Raw genomic sequence first — 17,860 nt, forward strand, 5'->3', positions numbered from 1 at the left:
GTGACCTCACTGTGACGGATTTGCGGATAGCTGTGCGCCAATCAAGACCAACCCGGCCTGGTTCAGACGGGAAAAGTTGTCAATTTGCCACGCTGGTGGAATGGCCATAGCGACCGGAGAATCACTCTGGCTCAGCATCCGCGCGGTGGCATCGTTGACCTGCTCGGTAAAGGCGAAACCCTGATCGATACTGGCGCGGAACTCCGGCTGACCGGTGGCCAGATTGAACATGTAGTTGTTGGTGTAGGACGACGCGTCCAGTGGCATTTCATCAAAAATGCTGTAGCCCATAACCTGCCAATATCTGTCGTGGATCAGAATGTTGTTTCTGGCATCTACCCAGAAACTACTGTCGCCCTTAAATTTGGCGGCGGCGATGCCATTGCTGCGACTGACAATTAAGTTTTCAAAAATCAGGGTTTTGCCCATTGGCGCACTTAACAAACCGCCAAGCTTGATTGCGGCCCAGGCCCGCTGGCGCTGATCACCGAGATTGTGAATATAATTCTGGAAGATATAACTGGGCCCGCGTCGGTTAGGGATAGCGCTGACGCCGGTATAGCCCTGCTGCAGATCATTGTTATATACCAGCACATTATGCTGACCGCCATCGAGTTCGATTAAATCATCATTGGCATAGGCAAGAACATTGTCGTGGATAGCGGAGTGTTGCATAAACCCACCCCAGGGCTGGCCATTGCTGCGGCTTTCGATAACATCATTGAATCTGTGCTGGTCTGAGCCAATGAAGTGGTTATATCTAAGCACTAGCTGACCGGCAAATTCGGACTGTGGATGATTGCCGGAAGCAAGGAAAGCCGTAGCGCCATGGGGGTGCCCCTGGCCCCAATGATTGGCGGCCGGAATGGGGGAATGCACGCGACAATGTTCCACCACAATGACGCCACTTTGCACCAGGTTGAATCCGGCGTCGTAATTGATCGGCTGTGCGGCCTGCTCATTCTCGTAGGCGAGTCCGTCGCGTATGTCACCAGCCTGTCTGCCCCAGGCAGACACGTCGCAGCCGTTAAACCAAAGGTGGTGTGCATTCAAACTGACGATGGCATGTCGCCGCCCACCTTTGACCTGAATATTCTCAAAATAGATATAGCTGTTATCGCCAATGTTTATTGCAATATCGTCGTCTGGACCAGCTTCGACAACCAACTCGTCATTGCCAATAATTTTAGCCCAGCCACCTTCCTGTCCTTCGATACCCAGGGCTTCTAAATCCAGCGTGCCATACTGGTAAATATCTGCCAGTTGATAAACCTTGTTTGGGTCGACCGGGGGCTGTGTCTGGCGGGTACGAAAGCTAGTGGTCTTGGCTTGCACAAGCTGGTCATTCGAGTAAAGCTGAATGCGCAACTGATATTCAGTATCGGCGGATAACCCCACAATACTGCCGGATTGGAGCAAAAATACCGGCTCTGGCTGTAAGTCCATTGCGGCTGACCATTGGTTGTCGGCTGTTTGTTTGAAACTCACCCGGGCATGATGTTGGTCACTGACATTGCTGATTGATACCGCAACTGAGTGAAATAAAGGTTGAATTTGAATCTGCAGATCGTTGCTGCTTTGCGACACCCCTTGCGAAGGAGAGTTGCTGCTGGCTGATTGATGGTCCGAGGCCCCGGCTGCCGTAGCTTCAGTCGGAACAGATAAAGGTAGTTGACTATTATCTTGCTGGGGGGAGACGTTCCCGGCACAGGACGTTAGCAGGCAAAGCGTTGCTAACTGGAGACAGATAACGAGAAAGTTGAACCTTAATGTGACCATTTTGCCATCGTCCTGAAGTGCCGCCCTGCCGCTAAGCTATTGAATATACTGGTCAGTAGTACCTCTAATGCAGGACGCAAAGTGAATTTGCACAGAGATATAACGCAAAGTCCGTGCCGACAAGAAAAACACATGACAAAATCAAGAATAAAAACTGTACAAAGGGAAAAAGTCTGGTAAAGTGGTAATCGGCCTGTAACGTCAGACCTATTATTTACACAACAGTTTTCTGCTTTATCTTCGCTACATCTACCATTTGCGTTTTTGTCATGAAGTCTTTGCTCCCTTGTTGCTCTAATAATCAAGTTTGCAGGCGATACTCGCATTCGTGCGTTTGTTAATTTATTTGTTTTTGGAGACATTCATGTCTAACACAACTGGTACCGTTAAGTGGTTCAACGAAGAGAAAGGTTTTGGTTTTATTACGCCTGAGAACGGTGGCAAAGATGTATTCGTACATTTCCGCGCCATTGCTGCTGAAGGCTTCAAAACTCTGGCCGAAGGTCAGCGCGTTTCTTTCGGTGTTGAGCAAGGTCAAAAAGGCCCTCAAGCCGTAAACGTTGTTCCTGTATAAGTAACAGCGAATTTAGAAAAAGCCGCATTATGCGGCTTTTTTTATGTCCAGGGATGGACGGTATGCCGATGTGGCAGGGAGTATTCATCGGCGATGTCCAGGGATGGACGGGCAGAAAACCTGCTCCTGCGTTTTCTGCACTTCCACCATCCCTGGTGGTCGGCAGAAAAGCTGCTCCTGCATTTTCTGCACTTCCACCATCCATGGTGGTCGTATTCCGCGGTCGCATGGAAGCGAAGGAGCGGCGATGTCCAGATGGTAATAATTTAATCTTCGGTCCAGGGCCTGAGCTGCGCAACCTGCATCTGATACGCTGCGGTGGCCACATCATTCTCCATCAGCTCCGTGCTAAGCTGGCCTGAAATCCAATATGCCTGATAAATGTCGTCAACCTGGTATCCTGCCGGAAATCGCAAAAAGATTATCTGATTAGGTGGCGGCGGTGGTATATGTATACAGGCGCCAAAGTAAGGTACCAGAAAAGCGCTTTGCACCGATTGGTCTGCATGATATTCCAAAGGCACAACAAAACCTGCCAGACGGACTTTCTGTTGATTGAACTCTGCGCGAATGCGGGTGGAGGCCAGGGCCTCTTTAACCCGTTGACGTTTAATTTCATCTATCTGTTGCTGGATACTGTCGGCCTCACTCTGGTCAGCCAGCGGCACTGCATAGGTTTCGTCACCGTGATTAATCGGTGGCGCTTCATTGAAGGCTTTTAAATCTTGTTCTGGTAACAGGGCGTCCCACTCAATGGTGCGATACTCCTCTTTGGCCAGGACCAATGGCGGAATTAGAAAGATAAGCAAAATTGCAAGTCGCATGGGAATTCTGGAGAATAGTACTAAGAATGTTACATCATAACAAAACTAAACTAGGGAAAATATGGCAGATCTCCGACTCGATACGGTTATTCATCTGGATAAGGTGCGCTTTGGCTGGGCACAGAACCCCTTGCTGGACATTGCAAACTGGCGGGTCGAGCGTGGTCAAAAAGTATTTTTGTATGGGCCATCAGGCAGCGGTAAGTCCACCTTATTAAATTTGTTGTGCGGTATTATCAAACCCCAAAGCGGCAGTATTCGACTGCTGGATACAGATATCACGCAGATGAGTGCAGGCAAGCGGGATCGCTTTAGGGCTAAACATATCGGTATGATTTTTCAGCAGTTTAATTTGCTGCCGTATTTAAGCGTCAAAGAGAATATCAATCTGGCCTGGGAGCTGGGTGGCACTGGTCAACGGAATGAGGGCTTTCTTGCCCATATGCTGGAAAGGTTGGAATTGGGCAATGAGTTGCTCATACGCCGCGCTGATAGCCTCAGCGTTGGCCAGCAGCAACGGGTGGCAGTGGCCAGAGCATTGTTAAATAAACCGGAATTAATTATTGCCGATGAGCCTACCTCCGCGCTGGATTCAGAGCTGCGTGACCAGTTTTTGCATTTGTTGTTAGGTTGTGCGGAGGAAAGTCAGGCCACCGTGGTATTTGTCAGCCATGATAAAAGCCTGAAAAGTTATTTTGATATCCATCAGGATTTGCGTGCTCTATCCACCATGAGGGAGGATGCCTGATGTTACTGCGAATTGCTTCAGCCAGCTTATGGAATCGTCGCTTAACCGCATTATTGACTGCGTTCTCTATCGCCGTATCGGTGTTTATTATGCTGGGTGTCGATCATCTTAAGAATGAGATGAAGTCCAGTTTTGGCCGCACCGTGTCGGGGGTGGACTTGATTGTTGGCGCTCGTACCGGGTCAACTAACCTGTTGCTCTACTCAGTATTTCGTATCGGTAATCCCAGTAACAATCTGTCCTGGCAAACTTTTCAAGCCCTTAGTCAGGCCAAGGAGGTGGATTGGGCGGTACCTATTTCCCTGGGGGATTCTCATAAAGGGTATCGGGTCATGGGCACCACTCCAGGGTATTTTGAGCACTTTAAGTATGGCAGCCGTCAGGACCTGGCCTTTAGGCAAGGACAAAGCTTTACCACCACGCAGGAAGTGGTACTGGGCAGCGACGTCGCAGCAAAACTGGACTATCACTTGGGCGATGAACTGGTTATTTCCCATGGCACCGGTGAGGTGAGTTTTACCCATCATGACGCTTATCCATTTAAGGTGGTGGGCATTCTAAATGCCACTGGTACGCCTGTAGACCAGACACTGCATGTGAATCTGGCGTCCATTGAACTGATTCATCTGAGCGGCGGACAGGGTGACCATGCCCATCCCCAGGTGCAAAGGCACGCCGCTATCACAGATCAAACCGAAGACCATCATGATGACCATGACCATGACCATGTAACGGAAGGTACTGGTCATCATCTGCAGCCAGGTTCGGTTACTGCCATGCTGGTGGGGCTGAAGTCCCGTATTGGTACCCTGACATTTCAGCGTAAAGTGAATGAATATAAAGACGAACCCCTGTTGGCAATCATTCCCGGTGTGGCCCTGGCTGAGCTGTGGCAGATGATGGGCATGGTAGAAAAGGCACTGGCACTGATTGCGTTATTAGTACTGGTGGCAAGTTTGTTGGGCATGACCACTATGCTGTTGGCTTCCATGCGCGAACGCGAAAGAGAGATTGCCGTATTGCGGGCTATTGGTGCACACGCCAGCTTTGTGTTGTTGCTGATTGAACTGGAAGCGGTGCTGATTGCCCTGGCTGGCGCAGTGGCGGGTTATCTGGGGCTGGCGGGCTTGCTAACCTTGCTTAAAAACTGGATCAGCAGTGAATATGGCTTGTTTATCAGTGGGTTGCCGTTATCCGGCTCTACCCTGGGTTATTTGGGGTTGATTGTTGGTTTGGCGGCATTATTGGCATTGATCCCGGCGGTGCTGTCTTATCGTACCGCGCTGAGCAGAGGCCTTAGTGTGCGTTTGTAAGCTTGCATCAGGCTAAATAAGCTTGGCACGCAGTGCTTTAACCCGGGTGCGTCCTACTGGCAGTCGGACGCCATTTTTCAGCTCCAGTTCGTAGCTGCTGCCAACAAACGCTTGTAGTGTTTTGCACTGGCTTAAAGGCACCATATAGGAACGATGAATTCGCTGAAATTCCTGTGGCAACAAGTGCTCCAATCGCTCCAGGCTTTTGTCGTGCAATATCGTGGGACCCGAAGACGGATAGACTTCGGTGTAGTGACCACAGGCTTTCAGGTAAACAATGTTTTTGACATCCAGTAAGGCCAGATTACCGGCCTGTCTGTAGCTCAGATATTTGCATGGTTGCATGGCCTGGCTTTGTGTCAGGCGTGTCAGGGCTTTGACTATGCGCTCCTGACTGAAAGGCTTGGGGATAAAGTCCAGTACACCCAGCTCGAACGCTTCAATGGCCCTGTCGGTGTTGGCCGATACGACAATAGTGTGGAAACTTTGTGCCAATTGTTCCCGCAGCAATTCAAAGCCATCCTGACCGCTTAGATTCAGATCCAGAAACAGGATATCAGTGCCTCGCTCTGCCAGGTGGTCCCTGGCATCATCCAGATTGTCGAACAGACGGATTTGCCGTGGCTGGTTTGCCAGGGCCTGTTCGACAAAGCGCAGCAAGCGCTTGGCCACCATGGGCTCGTCTTCTACTATCAGCAGCTTCACAGGATATCTCCCGAGGCTAGCGGCAAACGCAGTTGGACCTGCCAGTCTGTAGATGACACATGACTCTGCATTTGCCAGTTGTCTGCATAACTTTCACGCAGTCTCGATTCAACATATTGGTTGCCTGTACCTGTTTGCAGCTTACTGCTGGGGCGACCACTGACCACCGGCGCCATGAAGGTCAGGCACATAGTTTTATCTTCACGCTTTTGTTGCACAGTGAAGACAAACTTGCCGTGGCGGTAATGATTATGGCTAATGGCGTTTTCCAGTAACGTCAGCAGGATACCTGGGGGGATCATCTGCTTGGGGTGACTGATATGGATATCCAGCGACAGTTGAGTGCCAGCCCGGTAACTCATGACGTTCAGGTGGGCCTGACAAAGCTGAAGTTCATCCTCCAGGCTAACGGCCGATTGAGACGATAAGGATGCCATCTGGCGAAATTCCTCGGCAAGCGCCTGAATAAACGCAATGGCGGTGGGGGGATCCTCATCAATCCATTCTTCCACGGCGGTCAGGGTATTAAGAATAAAGTGCGGCTGCACATTGCGCTTTACCAATTCAAGCTCCAGTCGGCTTAGCCGCAGTTCTCGCTGTATCAGAGTATGTCTGTTGTGTTCGATGCTGCGGCTTAGAAAGTACAGCATCAGACAAATCAAAATAGTAAAGGATAAGAAGAAATACTGGTCCATGTAGGCGTAGGCATTGAAGGTCACCGGCGCGATAAACAATATAAGTGCCGCCAGCAGCGCCGCTGAATTAGACTGCTTTTGCCACATGCCCTGTGCACAGATAAGTACCGAAATTGCCGCACCCGCCAGAAACACCAACAGGCTGCGGCTATCAAAACCGCCGATAAACAGCACGATAAGCAACTGCAGCAAGGCTGCAAGACCCAGCCAGGTCAGTGTCTGTTTGAGTCCTAAGCGCAATAAACTGGCAAATAGCGCAGGTAACAGCAGGGCGATCACGCAGGATAAGGTCAACACTATCTGCATGCGGGTGGTATGCCAGTCGTAACTGTAACCCCACAAACCTCGCCAGGACTCAGCAACGATTAGCATCAGCATGGCCAGACTCAGCAACCCGAACAGCAGATATGGGCGCCCGGCCCGGTTGTTTGTGGCCAGTAACAGGCAGAGCAACCCTATGACCAGTAAGGCACTGGACATTAACAAGGGCGGGACCGCGCGTTTGAACGCCATCATCAGCAGATCGTTGTAGGCACCGGCAAATACCCAGATATTGGCATTTTCAATAAAGGCTGGATTGTGCTGAGCCGAAATACGCAGGCGCAGGCTATGGTGCCCTGCATCGCTGTGTGTCGAGGGCAGCAATAACACATTGTCGATGGGCGCAGGTATTTCTTGCTCTTTGCTGCGACCCACTATACCTGCACCACCGATAGGCACATCGTCCCAGTAAGCTTCAAATGAACCGAGCACAGATATAAACAAGCCGGCGGGTTGTTCCAGAGGTTGGTTGAAATCAAAGGTCATCTGCAGCCAGACATTTTTTGTCCCTGCAGGCAGCGATGTGGTGCTGGCTTGTCTGTCGCCAGGCACATAAGGACCACCAGGATCGGGGCTAAGCCAGTATTGCTGGCTCCACTGTAAATTACCTATGGCACTTTGTTTACTCTGCCAGACAGACAGCCCGGCCACCGCTAACATGGCGGTAAGCATGGTAAGAAGAAAACGCAAATCCAGGCTCCCGGCTTTTTGTTTCATCATATCAAGCTTTTATGCCAGCGATGAGCCGTTAGTGAGATCTGCGAGCCGTTGATGCATTAACCGCCGGGTTGGCATGCCATGGTCGGTTAATCTGCCGCCTTCACTAACTTCAGGGAGCGCAACATGCGTTTTATCTTGCTACTGGTATCATTGTTTATCTCTGTTTTCGGTCAGGCTGACGAGGGCGACCTGTCTTCTCAGACTGACTATCAGACGCTTCTGCAGCAGTTCCATCTGACCGGACTGAGTGTTGCGGTGGTGGATGACTTCCAACTGGTCTATCAGCATCAGGCGGGTGAGAAAGTCTATGGCTCAGGGCAGTTGATTGGGCCGGATACGGCATTCTCCACCGCATCCATGTCTAAACCTGTCACGGCAACCTTGGCCTTTATGCTGGCGGAGGCGGGAAAGCTGGATATGGACGCGCCTGTAGAGCGCTATTTAAAGCGCTGGCACTTGCCGGCATCAGATTTCGATACGCATCGCCAATTGAGTATCCGCCAGTTACTGAGTCATACCGGTGGTACTAACCAAAGCGGTTTTGCTGATTTTTATCAGGGCGATGACATTCCCACCCTGTTGGAGAGTCTGAATGGCATTAAACTGCCGCGTTACAAAGAGCCTCTGCACCTGACTTTTGCGCCAGGTAGTGACTGGAATTATAGTGGCGGCGGCTATGTTTTAGTGCAGGTGGCACTGGAAGATATTACCGGTAAGTCACTAGCGCAACTAGCGGAAGAGAGGTTGTTTGTGCCGCTGAATATGCAGCATACCACTATGGTACAACCGGGCGATGAGGGTTTTTTAACGGATGTGGCCAAAGTACATGATGAGCAGCAACAGATCATTGGCAGTGGTTTGCCTATCTGCCCTCAGATTGCGCCGTCTGGTATGTGGAGCTCTGCGGCAGATTTAAGTCGCTTTCTGCTTGATTACCAACTGGCACTGGCAGGCAAGCCGTCTAAGGTGATTAGCCGCAATGTAGCCCGTCAGGCCACCCAGATTCAGACTCTGAAAAAAATGGGCGGCTGGAGTGCAGGTTGGATGCGATTCGAGGCTAGCGGTAACCTGGACTGGTTTTCGCATGGCGGTTCAAATACCGGTACCGGAGGCACCATGATGGCCACTATGCAGGATGGCAAGGCCATTGTGATTCTGGCTAACGGACCAAATCCTGCGCGTTTGCCGGTAATCAACCTGCTGATTGAAGATATTATTGCCCGCCGGGACTGGCGCAAGCCTTTGCCATCCAGTGGCCAGCAACCTGGTCCTGAGGTATTACAGGCGGTACTGGGGGAATTCCAACCACCCTATAGTGAAACGCCGCTGAAGATTTATCAGCAAGATGGTCGACTGTATTATCAGGGTACTATCACGCCATGGAGTGCTAAGCGCAGTGGTGAGCTTATTTACCAGGGTAACGGTTTGTTTGCCAGTGATGACCAGCCTAATTTGCTGGGTGTACAGCGCCACGCTGCCGATGGACTGACTTATCTCACCATTCGTCGTGGTATGAATGGCACACCTGAACCACTCATGCCCAAGCGATAAATATTCCAATTACAAGGGGAGGGGGATGTCTAAGGTAATAGCTGTTGTGTGATGCTGACCTGGCCCCGGTCAATACGGATATCGGCCAGCGCGCCATTTAGCAGAGTCATATTAGGCGGCAGATGGCCGATATCGGCATCATAAATCACCGGAAAAGGCGCATCGCTGAATAGCTGCGCCAATATTGTTTTATCGCTAAAGTCGGCCTGCCGCTGTCCTGCATTTCGCCCCATCAGTAAGGTATTAACGCCCTTAAATATGCCGCGGTATTTCAGCCCTTGCAGCGCTCTGAATAGGGCCGTGGGGCTTAACTCTGCATTTTCCAGATACAGAATGATGCCCTGGCCTTGTGACCAATGTTCAAACCGATTTATATCAAAATACTCGGTAGCAGCCAGATGGATCAGGATATCCAGGCATCCGCCAAACAGTCGCCCTCTGCATTGCACTTGTTCCGCCCGGCCCAGAATCTTCCACTGACTGTCAGGGCCAAGTTGCAGTCCTTGTTCGGGATAATCACTAAAGCTCAGGCCCTGTGACTGGAAATGACTGGCCGCATGCTGGGTAAAAGATTGCCCTGTGGCAAGGCTAAGCGGCGCCAGCGCAGAGGCCGTCAGTGGCTCTGTTTCTGCGGGCACCATTTGCATCAGGTTGGTGGCATGTACCGTGCACCAGCCCAGTTTGCTGGTCAGGGCATTTAACAGGGTGCTGATATCAGAGTGGCCGACAATCCATTTAGGTGGCACCTCAGCCAACAATGAATAGTCAAGGCAATCGAGCAGATCCATGCCGATTTCACCGCCCCAGGGCGGCATGATGGCATCCACCTTTGGGTCCAGTAAAAAGTGCATCAACTCTGCCGCCCGCTGTTTTTTAGGGGCGCTGACATGCCGTTCGTTAGCCCGCAGACATTCTCCTTCGACCACCCTAAATCCTTGTTGATGCAAGTGCTGCAGGACCAGATTTAAACGTTGATGCATTTGCGGGGCTACCCCTGAAGAGGGGGCGGTGATGGCTATGGTGCTGCCTTTTTGCAGTGGCTTGGGGTATTTAATCATCATTGTCCCAGTAATACCTGCACAGTGGTTTGTCCCAGCGCCTGTGCTTGCAGGGCTTCTTGGCGCTCCTGCTCGTTTAAGATGCCAACCAGTGGTGTTTGACGGCGTAGCTTGCGCATGCGGGGGCTGTCTTCAAGAAGCGCCTGATACATCTTATCTGGTGCATCGGTTAACTGCTCAAGTGCGCAGTACCAAGTCAGATAGGCACCATGTCCCAGCCGGCCTAGCTCTTTGCGTTTTTCCAGGGTGTCCAGCACGCCAGGCAGAAGGTCGGGGGTGGCACAAAGCTTGTCCAACATGGCTTTGTGCAGCACTAGGATCTGCCGGTCAATATTTTCATCCTTGATACCGGTCTTTCTGATTTGATAAGGGCGGTCTTTTTTATGGCGGCTACGCATAATTTATCAATCTTATGGCCTTAACAATGGCCTGAGCATGTTTTCCAGACCATTGGCTTTAATTTCGTGCACTAATGCCAATTGCTCCCCCAATTTGCCGGCTGGGAAACCTTGTTGTGCAAACCAGACCAGATAAGGTTCGGGTAGTTCGAGCAATTTGCGTCCAGCGTACTTGCCAAAAGGCATGGTCTGATTAATGGCTTCCAGCATCTGCTGCTCAGCGCTCATGGGGTGATCTCTTGTTCTTCCTGCTGCTGAATCTGCCAAAGCCTGGCGTAGTGGCCATTGGCGGCAAGTAGTTTAAGATGGCTGCCCTGTTCGACTATCTGCCCTTGCTGCATCACCAGAATGTTATCGGCATCCACAATGGTGGACAGTCGATGGGCGATGACCAGACTGGTATGGCCTGTGGCCACGCTGCGTAAGGCCGACAGTATGGCCCCTTCTGACTGGCTGTCCAAAGAGGATGTCGCCTCATCAAACAATAAAATAGGCGGGCGTTTGAGGATGACCCTGGCAATGGCGACCCGTTGTTTTTCACCGCCAGAGAGTTTCAGGCCGCGTTCACCCACCATGGTCTGATAACCGTCCGGCAGGCTTTCCACAAATTGCTGCAGATGGGCCAGGCGAATAGCCTGTTTGACCTCTTCTTCACTGGCATCCGGGCGGGCGTAATGTACGTTTTCAAACAAAGTGTCGTTAAACAGCACGGTATCCTGAGGCACAATGCCCATGGCTTTGCGCAGGGACTGCTGACTCACATCACGAATGTCCTGACCATCCACTAAAATACTGCCCTGGCTGACATCGTAAAAGCGAAACAATAGTTTCACCAGGGTCGACTTACCCGCGCCAGAGTCTCCCACCACGGCTACCCGTTGGCCAGGTTCGATGATGAAATTCAGGTTGCGCAGGATGGGGCGGTCCGGCCGATAATGAAAATTCACCTGACAAAACTCAATTCGTCCTTTACTGACAACGAGGTCCTGGCAGTCGGGTTTGTCGTTAATACTTGGGGTCTTATCCAGCAAGGTGAACAAGTTCTCAATATTGGCCAGGGCGCCGCGAATTTCCCGGTACACAAAACCCAGAAAGTTGAGTGGCATAAAGATCTGCATGGTAAAGGCATTAATCAGCACAAAATCCCCAATGCTCATATGGCCTTTCGCCACCTGGCTGGCTGCCAGCCACATCATAGTGGTCATGGCGGTGGCAATAACCAGGGCCTGGCCGCCATTGAGTACAAATAGCGACAGGCGGTTTTTACGCCTGGCCTGTTCCCAATCGGCCAGGTCCTGATCGTAACGCTTAGCTTCATAGCTTTCGTTATTGAAGTACTTAACCGTTTCGTAATTCAGCAGGCTGTCGATAGCGCGCGAGTTGGTTGATGAATCCGCCTGATTGACTTCGCGCACATAGCGGGTACGCCAGTGCGTGGCCTTAACCGAAAACCACACATAGGCCACGACCGATGACAATATCACTGCGGCGAAGCTGAAGCCGTATTGATAGAACAACAGGCCGACCACCAGGGCGATCTCCAGCAGGGTGGGTACTATATTAAACACCATAAATCGCATCAGAAAGCCGATGCCAGTGGTGCCCCGTTCGATATCGCGGGATAAGCCACCGGTTTGGCGATTCAGGTGAAAATCCAAATCCAGCCTGTGTAGGTGCTCAAACACGCTCAGGCCGAGACGGCGCATGGCCCGCTCGGTGACGCGACCAAACAGGGTGTCACGTATTTCGCCGGCCAGCACGCTGAAAAGGCGCAATAGTCCGTAGGCCAGAATTAATGCCAGTGGTACTACAAGCAATAGTTCGGTGGGCTGTTTTAAATTCAGGTCATCCACCACATGCTTAAGAATAAACGGCATACCAACGGCGGCTAGCTTAGCCCCAACCAGACACAATAAAGCCAGCACTACCCTGGATTTAAACTCACCAAGGTAAGGAATAAGTTGAAAAAACACCGACCAGTTGACCGGTTGATCGTTTTCCAGCGGAAATTTGTTGCGACGCATTCAATACCAAGGTTGCGGCTAAGGTTTGGGGGATTGTAACAAGCTATACTGCTTCTTCCAGGAAGCTTTTCACTTTCATATAACGCTCTTCCTGCTCCTCACTGAGTTTGCCGTTTTCAATGGTCAGGATACAACTACGTACCATATTACTGGCATTTTCAGACAAGCCCTGCTCACGGGATTTCATGGCAATGGCTTGCAACAAATTCAGGGCAATGGAAGGATTTTTCGGCATCAGGCTATAGGCCTGGCGAAAGGTTTTCAACGCATCATCCAGTTGGCCACTCTGATAGAAGTCCACGGCGTTGTTGTTGAGCTCTTTGGGGGAATACAGAATATCGGCTCTTTCCTGTTTTTCCTGGCGAACATAACGCAGGAACAACTCACCATGCTCTGGATTATGTTTACAGCGCTTCTCTATTTCTTCCAGCACCGACTGGCAGCGGTCATATAACCCCAGGGCGTGAAAAACCTTGGCTTTATCCAGCAGGTCCTCCAGATCCTGACCTTCGTAATGTTCCTCGCTTATCTGTTCAACCAGGGCTCTGGCCCGCTCCTTTTCATCCTGTAAATACAGTAAACGGGCATTCACCACTTTCATTTGTTCCTGCAGCTCGGTTTTGGGAAAGGCCTGCTGAAACTGGCGGATATAGTCGTTGGCCTGCTTAACCAATTGTGCGGTTTCCTGCTCGTCGGCAGTCATGGCATAGTCAATGCCAGCGCGGGCCACATTGATGTAGTTTTGCGGTTTGTCGTGAATAGAGTGCTTGGCAAATTTCACGATACGTTTGGCGGCTTCGAACTGGGTTTCGTAATCGTGGGTGAGACGCGACAGGTTGATTGCCATCCGGTGGCGACGCAAATTACGCGGCGAAATCTCTGCTGCCATCAACACAGCTTCCAGGGCTGATTCAAAATCCTGTTGTTTGACATGCAAACCGCATAGCAGATCATAGGCGACTAACTGTGAGTCCGGCTTAAACGCAAGCTGCAAAATCAGCTTTTCTGCTTCCTCGTCTTCATCCAATTTAATCAGTGCGTTGACTAGCCCTAGCTTGGCCCAGGTAAAAGGCTGGACATTGATAATGGCAAAATAGAATTCTTTGGCATCTTTCGCCCTGTCACAGGCCAGTAACAGCTCGCCTTTGGTTTTCAGGGCCAGCGGGAAAAACTCAGCGTGTTCAGGGCGGGTCAGAAACTCTTCTATGGCATCTAATGCCCGAATAAAGTCGTCTTTATCCATTAACTCATAAATGGGCAGTAACGCTTTTTTTCGTTTGAGCACCCGGCTCAGGCGTTTGTCCAGGTCCTTAACACTAAAGGGCTTGGCCAGAAAGTCGTCCGGTTGCAGCTCAATAATGCTGTGTACCAACTCTGAGCTGGTATCGGCACTGATAAAGATAAAGGCGGTGGTAAGGGGCAGGGCATGGCTGTTTTTCAGCTGGTCGTAGAGGTAGTAACCGTCCTGATCTTTTTTCAGGTTATAAGAACAGACTATCAGGTCAAAATGCTCTTCCTCGATAGTGTTCAGGGCGGCGTTGGCCTTATCCACGTAGGTGATATCGCGGAATCCCAGTTCTTCCAGTGAATATTTAATGTATCCCTGTGCCAGTACCTGCTCATCAATAATCAGCACACGACAGGCTTTGGCCAGCTTTGAATCCATACTGCTCTGCACCGTTGAATAACTTATGCTTAGCTTATCGCATATTTGTGTGGATGCTTAAACCCTTTAACAGCGATTTAACTTAAGGTAGTGGATAAAGGGAGCCTACACGATGCAAAGACGGTTTAGCTGGCAGTGCCGCAGTAGGGCTGACAAGTTTGAGTTTCAAGCGCTTTAAAGCAGTGATACCCGCACAAGAAGACAACCCGTATTGGCTTAGTCAAACTACAGAGACAATTTAGCAAACTTGGAATATGGTGGATGGTACTGGGTTCGAACCAGTGACCCCCGCCTTGTAAGGGCGGTGCTCTCCCAGCTGAGCTAACCATCCAGGGAGGATATGCGTTTACTTCACTAAGTGAAGTGGTGGATGGTACTGGGTTCGAACCAGTGACCCCCGCCTTGTAAGGGCGGTGCTCTCCCAGCTGAGCTAACCATCCAGAGAGATATGCCCACATATTAAAGTGAAGTGGTGGATGGTACTGGGTTCGAACCAGTGACCCCCGCCTTGTAAGGGCGGTGCTCTCCCAGCTGAGCTAACCATCCATTATTTCACCTTGCCGCAATGTGCTTGGCAAGTGGGGGCGTATTATAGGGGGGCGAGCTTGGCTGTCAACAGTAATTTTAGCGCGATGGTTTGACTGCGCAAAAAGCCATCGCCCTGATGGCATTTTAGGCATACCAGCCTGAATTATCTCATGTTAAATGCCGCTCAGCAGCGGTCTTAGGGTTCAGGATGCCTTTGGTTTGAACAAAGTTAATCCGCGAAAGCTTTAAACGTCTCAACTGGGTGCCATGATAGGTTTCTGACTTCAAGGCTGGTAAAATGCCGCCACTTTTTTGTTAGACAGGACAGACTATGACAGTGGTGACCCGTTTTGCGCCCAGCCCTACTGGCTATTTACACGTGGGTGGTGCCCGCACCGCGCTTTATTCCTGGCTGTATGCCAAGAGCCAGGGCGGCAAGTTTGTATTGCGTATTGAAGACACCGATATTGAACGGTCAACCCAAGAAGCCATGGATGCCATTTTAGAGGGCATGCAATGGCTGGGATTGGATTGGGATGACGGACCTTATTACCAGACCAAGCGTTTTGACCGCTATAACCAGGTGATAGATTCTCTGCTTGCCGAGGGCAAAGCCTATAAATGTTACTGTTCCCGTGAGCGACTGGATACCTTGCGTGAAGAGCAGATGGCGGCGGGCCTGAAACCCAAGTACGACGGCAAATGTCGCCATGGGGTTGAGCAGGAAGGCTCTTTTGTGGTGCGATTCAAGAATCCGCAGGATGGTTCGGTAGTGATTAATGACCATATTCGAGGTCGTATTGAGATTGCCAACAGCGAACTGGATGACCTGATTATACGCCGTACCGATGGCACACCGACGTATAACTTTTGTGTGGTGGTGGACGACTGGGATATGGGTATTACCCATGTTGTACGTGGTGAAGATCATATCAATAACACGCCCAGACAGATGAATATTCTGGAGGCCCTGAACGCGCCTTTACCTGAATATGCCCACGTATCCATGATTCTTGGCGATGATGGTAAGAAACTGTCGAAGCGCCACGGCGCGGTGAGCGTTATGCAATACCGTGATGATGGCTTTCTGCCTCAGGCTCTGTTGAACTACCTGGTGCGTTTGGGCTGGTCTCATGGTGATCAGGAGATCTTCAGTCGCGAAGAAATGATCAAGCTGTTCAGTCTGGACGCCATCGGCCAGTCCGCTTCCGCGTTTAATACCGACAAGTTGATTTGGTTAAACCAGCACTATATTAAAACCTTACCTGGCGCAGAAGTAGCTGAATATGCCAAGTGGCATTTTGACCAGCAAGGTATTGATATCAGCCAGGGACCAGCTCTTGAGCAATTACTGGCCATTCAGGCGGACAGGGTTAAAACGCTAAAAGAGCTGGCTGAGACCAGTCGCTATTTCTATCAAGAATTTGATGACTTTGATGAGAATGCTGCCAAGAAGCACTTGCGCCCTGTGGCTAAAGAGCCGCTCGAACTGGTGAAACAGAAGCTACTGGCTGTTGTCGATTGGAATCCAAGCCAAATTCACGATGCCATTAATGCCACAGCTGAAGAGCTGGGGGTGGGGATGGGCAAAGTGGGTATGCCACTGCGGGTGGCGGTAACTGGCTCTGGTAATTCCCCTTCACTGGATGTCACCCTGGCTTTGTTGAAAAAAGACCAGGTTGCACAGCGTTTGGACAGAGCGCTCATTTATATAGCAAACAGATCTGAATCTTAAAAAAAGCGTTGACAGGGAATAGGGGCGTGCCTAGAATGCGCCCCGCTGTCACACAACAGCAACCTGTTACAAATAATGGGGCTATAGCTCAGCTGGGAGAGCGCTTGCATGGCATGCAAGAGGTCGGCGGTTCGATCCCGCCTAGCTCCACCAAATTTTAGGTTACAGTTAATCGCTGTAACTAGTTACCAAGCCTAGTTGGTAGCGCAGAATAAATTCAGTAAGGAAAAGGTCGCTCGGTTCACTGGCTCACCTCGCCTTACAGAATTTTAGCGAAGCGGTGCTTCGCTGACAAAAATTCTGTCCCCTTCGTCTAGAGGCCTAGGACACCGCCCTTTCACGGCGGTAACAGGGGTTCGAATCCCCTAGGGGACGCCATATTTAGAACCAAAGGGTTACGCTGTATGTGACAGCGGCACCGACGGGGTGAGAACCCCTGGTTCGACTAAAACGCTGGAGCGTTTTAGAACAGCCGGAAGGCTGGCCCGAAGGGTTAAAGGCAGGAGCCTGGAATAATCCCCTAGGGGACGCCATATTAAGTTTGCAGATGTTAGTTGACAGTTTGCAGAAGGAATGCCGAAAATTGGCTGTAAGGATATAGTTGCCAAGCCTAGTTGGTAACGCAGAATAGATTCAGTAAGGAAAAGGTCGCTCGGTTCGCTGGCTCACCTCGCCTTACAGAATTTTAGCGAAGCAGCGCTTCGCTGACAAAAATTCTGTCCCCTTCGTCTAGAGGCCTAGGACACCGCCCTTTCACGGCGGTAACAGGGGTTCGAATCCCCTAGGGGACGCCAAATAAACAAAAAGCCCGCTCTATGAGCGGGCTTTTTGTTTATTTATTGTACCCACAAGGGATGCTGAACCCCTTCGGGTTCGACTACAACGTCAGGAACGTTGTAGAACAGCCGCAGGCTGGCCCGCAGGGCGAAGGGCAGGAAGCCCGCAATCATCCCCCGCGGAATAATTAAATTCACCAGGAGATGATCCGGGCAATATCTATTGCACACAGGATGGCGAGTGAATTGTGAGCAAGGTGCTCAATTATATAGCGAACGGAATGGGATCTTAAAAAAAGCATTGACAGGGAATAGGGGCGTGCCTAGAATGCGCCCGCTGTCAGGTAACAGCAACTCGTAAGAGTACTGGGGCTATAGCTCAGCTGGGAGAGCGCTTGCATGGCATGCAAGAGGTCGGCGGTTCGATCCCGCCTAGCTCCACCAA

General features: G+C 50.8%; 14 protein-coding genes and 7 tRNA genes. 9 read left to right on the forward strand and 12 right to left on the reverse strand.

The annotated features are described in order from the left end of the window. Positions 1–6: 6 nt before the first annotated feature. Positions 7–1,779: a hypothetical protein gene (locus CSR04_RS13030; RefSeq protein ID WP_146027169.1), complete on the reverse strand. Its 1,773-nt coding sequence runs from the start codon at positions 1,777–1,779 to the stop codon at positions 7–9. A gap of 364 nt (positions 1,780–2,143) precedes the next feature. Between CSR04_RS13030 and cspE the strand changes: the two genes are divergently transcribed. Next, a complete protein-coding gene (cspE, locus tag CSR04_RS13035; RefSeq protein WP_102796734.1) occupies positions 2,144–2,353 on the forward strand; it encodes a transcription antiterminator/RNA stability regulator CspE in 210 nt (69 codons plus the stop codon). 266 nt (positions 2,354–2,619) lie between these two features. Here the strand turns inward: cspE and CSR04_RS13040 are convergent, their stop codons facing one another. Then, positions 2,620–3,177, reverse strand: coding sequence for a DUF3299 domain-containing protein (locus CSR04_RS13040; protein ID WP_102796735.1), 558 nt, complete (start codon positions 3,175–3,177; stop codon positions 2,620–2,622). Between the two features lie 61 nt (positions 3,178–3,238). Between CSR04_RS13040 and CSR04_RS13045 the strand changes: the two genes are divergently transcribed. Then, on the forward strand, positions 3,239–3,925 hold the full coding sequence (locus CSR04_RS13045; RefSeq protein WP_102796736.1) for an ABC transporter ATP-binding protein: 687 nt from the start codon (positions 3,239–3,241) through the stop codon (positions 3,923–3,925). Beyond that, positions 3,925–5,238 (forward strand): ABC transporter permease, encoded by a 1,314-nt coding sequence (locus CSR04_RS13050; RefSeq protein ID WP_102796737.1) that lies wholly within the window; start codon positions 3,925–3,927, stop codon positions 5,236–5,238. The genes CSR04_RS13045 and CSR04_RS13050 overlap by 1 nt, the downstream gene beginning before the upstream one ends. 12 nt (positions 5,239–5,250) lie before the next feature. Here CSR04_RS13050 and CSR04_RS13055 read toward each other — a convergent pair whose 3' ends face one another. Further along, positions 5,251–5,943 carry a LytR/AlgR family response regulator transcription factor gene (locus CSR04_RS13055; RefSeq protein WP_102796738.1) on the reverse strand — a complete coding sequence of 231 codons (693 nt, stop codon included), beginning with the start codon at positions 5,941–5,943 and terminating at the stop codon, positions 5,251–5,253. Beyond that, positions 5,940–7,679: a histidine kinase gene (locus CSR04_RS13060; protein WP_102796739.1), complete on the reverse strand. Its 1,740-nt coding sequence runs from the start codon at positions 7,677–7,679 to the stop codon at positions 5,940–5,942. The genes CSR04_RS13055 and CSR04_RS13060 overlap by 4 nt, the downstream gene beginning before the upstream one ends. A gap of 123 nt (positions 7,680–7,802) precedes the next feature. Between CSR04_RS13060 and CSR04_RS13065 the strand changes: the two genes are divergently transcribed. After that, positions 7,803–9,230 carry a serine hydrolase domain-containing protein gene (locus tag CSR04_RS13065; RefSeq protein ID WP_102796740.1) on the forward strand — a complete coding sequence of 476 codons (1,428 nt, stop codon included), beginning with the start codon at positions 7,803–7,805 and terminating at the stop codon, positions 9,228–9,230. A gap of 29 nt (positions 9,231–9,259) precedes the next feature. Here CSR04_RS13065 and CSR04_RS13070 read toward each other — a convergent pair whose 3' ends face one another. The 8 genes from CSR04_RS13070 to CSR04_RS13105 all read right to left on the reverse strand — a co-directional run bounded on the left by CSR04_RS13070 (position 9,260) and on the right by CSR04_RS13105 (position 14,922). Further along, positions 9,260–10,291, reverse strand: a complete 1,032-nt coding sequence (locus tag CSR04_RS13070; protein WP_245921601.1) for a S66 family peptidase — start codon at positions 10,289–10,291, stop codon at positions 9,260–9,262. Beyond that, complete coding sequence (locus CSR04_RS13075; RefSeq protein WP_102796741.1) at positions 10,288–10,686, reverse strand: hypothetical protein; 399 nt, start codon at positions 10,684–10,686, stop codon at positions 10,288–10,290. The genes CSR04_RS13070 and CSR04_RS13075 overlap by 4 nt, the downstream gene beginning before the upstream one ends. 12 nt (positions 10,687–10,698) lie before the next feature. Further along, on the reverse strand, positions 10,699–10,914 hold the full coding sequence (locus tag CSR04_RS13080; protein WP_102796742.1) for a DUF3820 family protein: 216 nt from the start codon (positions 10,912–10,914) through the stop codon (positions 10,699–10,701). Further along, positions 10,911–12,710 (reverse strand): ABCB family ABC transporter ATP-binding protein/permease, encoded by a 1,800-nt coding sequence (locus CSR04_RS13085; RefSeq protein ID WP_102796743.1) that lies wholly within the window; start codon positions 12,708–12,710, stop codon positions 10,911–10,913. The genes CSR04_RS13080 and CSR04_RS13085 overlap by 4 nt, the downstream gene beginning before the upstream one ends. 43 nt (positions 12,711–12,753) lie before the next feature. Next, positions 12,754–14,376: a response regulator gene (locus CSR04_RS13090; RefSeq protein WP_102796744.1), complete on the reverse strand. Its 1,623-nt coding sequence runs from the start codon at positions 14,374–14,376 to the stop codon at positions 12,754–12,756. 255 nt (positions 14,377–14,631) lie between these two features. Further along, a tRNA-Val gene (locus CSR04_RS13095) sits at positions 14,632–14,707 on the reverse strand. Between the two features lie 33 nt (positions 14,708–14,740). Beyond that, positions 14,741–14,816 (reverse strand) — tRNA-Val (locus CSR04_RS13100). A 30-nt stretch (positions 14,817–14,846) separates the two neighbouring features. Next, positions 14,847–14,922: transfer RNA gene (locus tag CSR04_RS13105), tRNA-Val, on the reverse strand. 313 nt (positions 14,923–15,235) lie between these two features. Between CSR04_RS13105 and gltX the strand changes: the two genes are divergently transcribed. The 5 genes from gltX to CSR04_RS13130 all read left to right on the forward strand — a co-directional run bounded on the left by gltX (position 15,236) and on the right by CSR04_RS13130 (position 17,859). Next, a complete protein-coding gene (gene gltX, locus CSR04_RS13110) occupies positions 15,236–16,639 on the forward strand; it encodes a glutamate--tRNA ligase (RefSeq protein ID WP_102796745.1) in 1,404 nt (467 codons plus the stop codon). 77 nt (positions 16,640–16,716) lie between these two features. Then, a tRNA-Ala gene (locus CSR04_RS13115) sits at positions 16,717–16,792 on the forward strand. Between the two features lie 149 nt (positions 16,793–16,941). Further along, positions 16,942–17,017 (forward strand) — tRNA-Glu (locus tag CSR04_RS13120). A gap of 340 nt (positions 17,018–17,357) precedes the next feature. Beyond that, positions 17,358–17,433: transfer RNA gene (locus CSR04_RS13125), tRNA-Glu, on the forward strand. A 350-nt stretch (positions 17,434–17,783) separates the two neighbouring features. Continuing rightward, positions 17,784–17,859, forward strand: a tRNA-Ala gene (locus CSR04_RS13130). Position 17,860: the final 1 nt, after the last annotated feature.

The organism is Bowmanella denitrificans, from assembly GCF_002887595.1.
GTDB classification, from domain to species: Bacteria; Pseudomonadota; Gammaproteobacteria; order Enterobacterales; family Alteromonadaceae; genus Bowmanella; species Bowmanella denitrificans.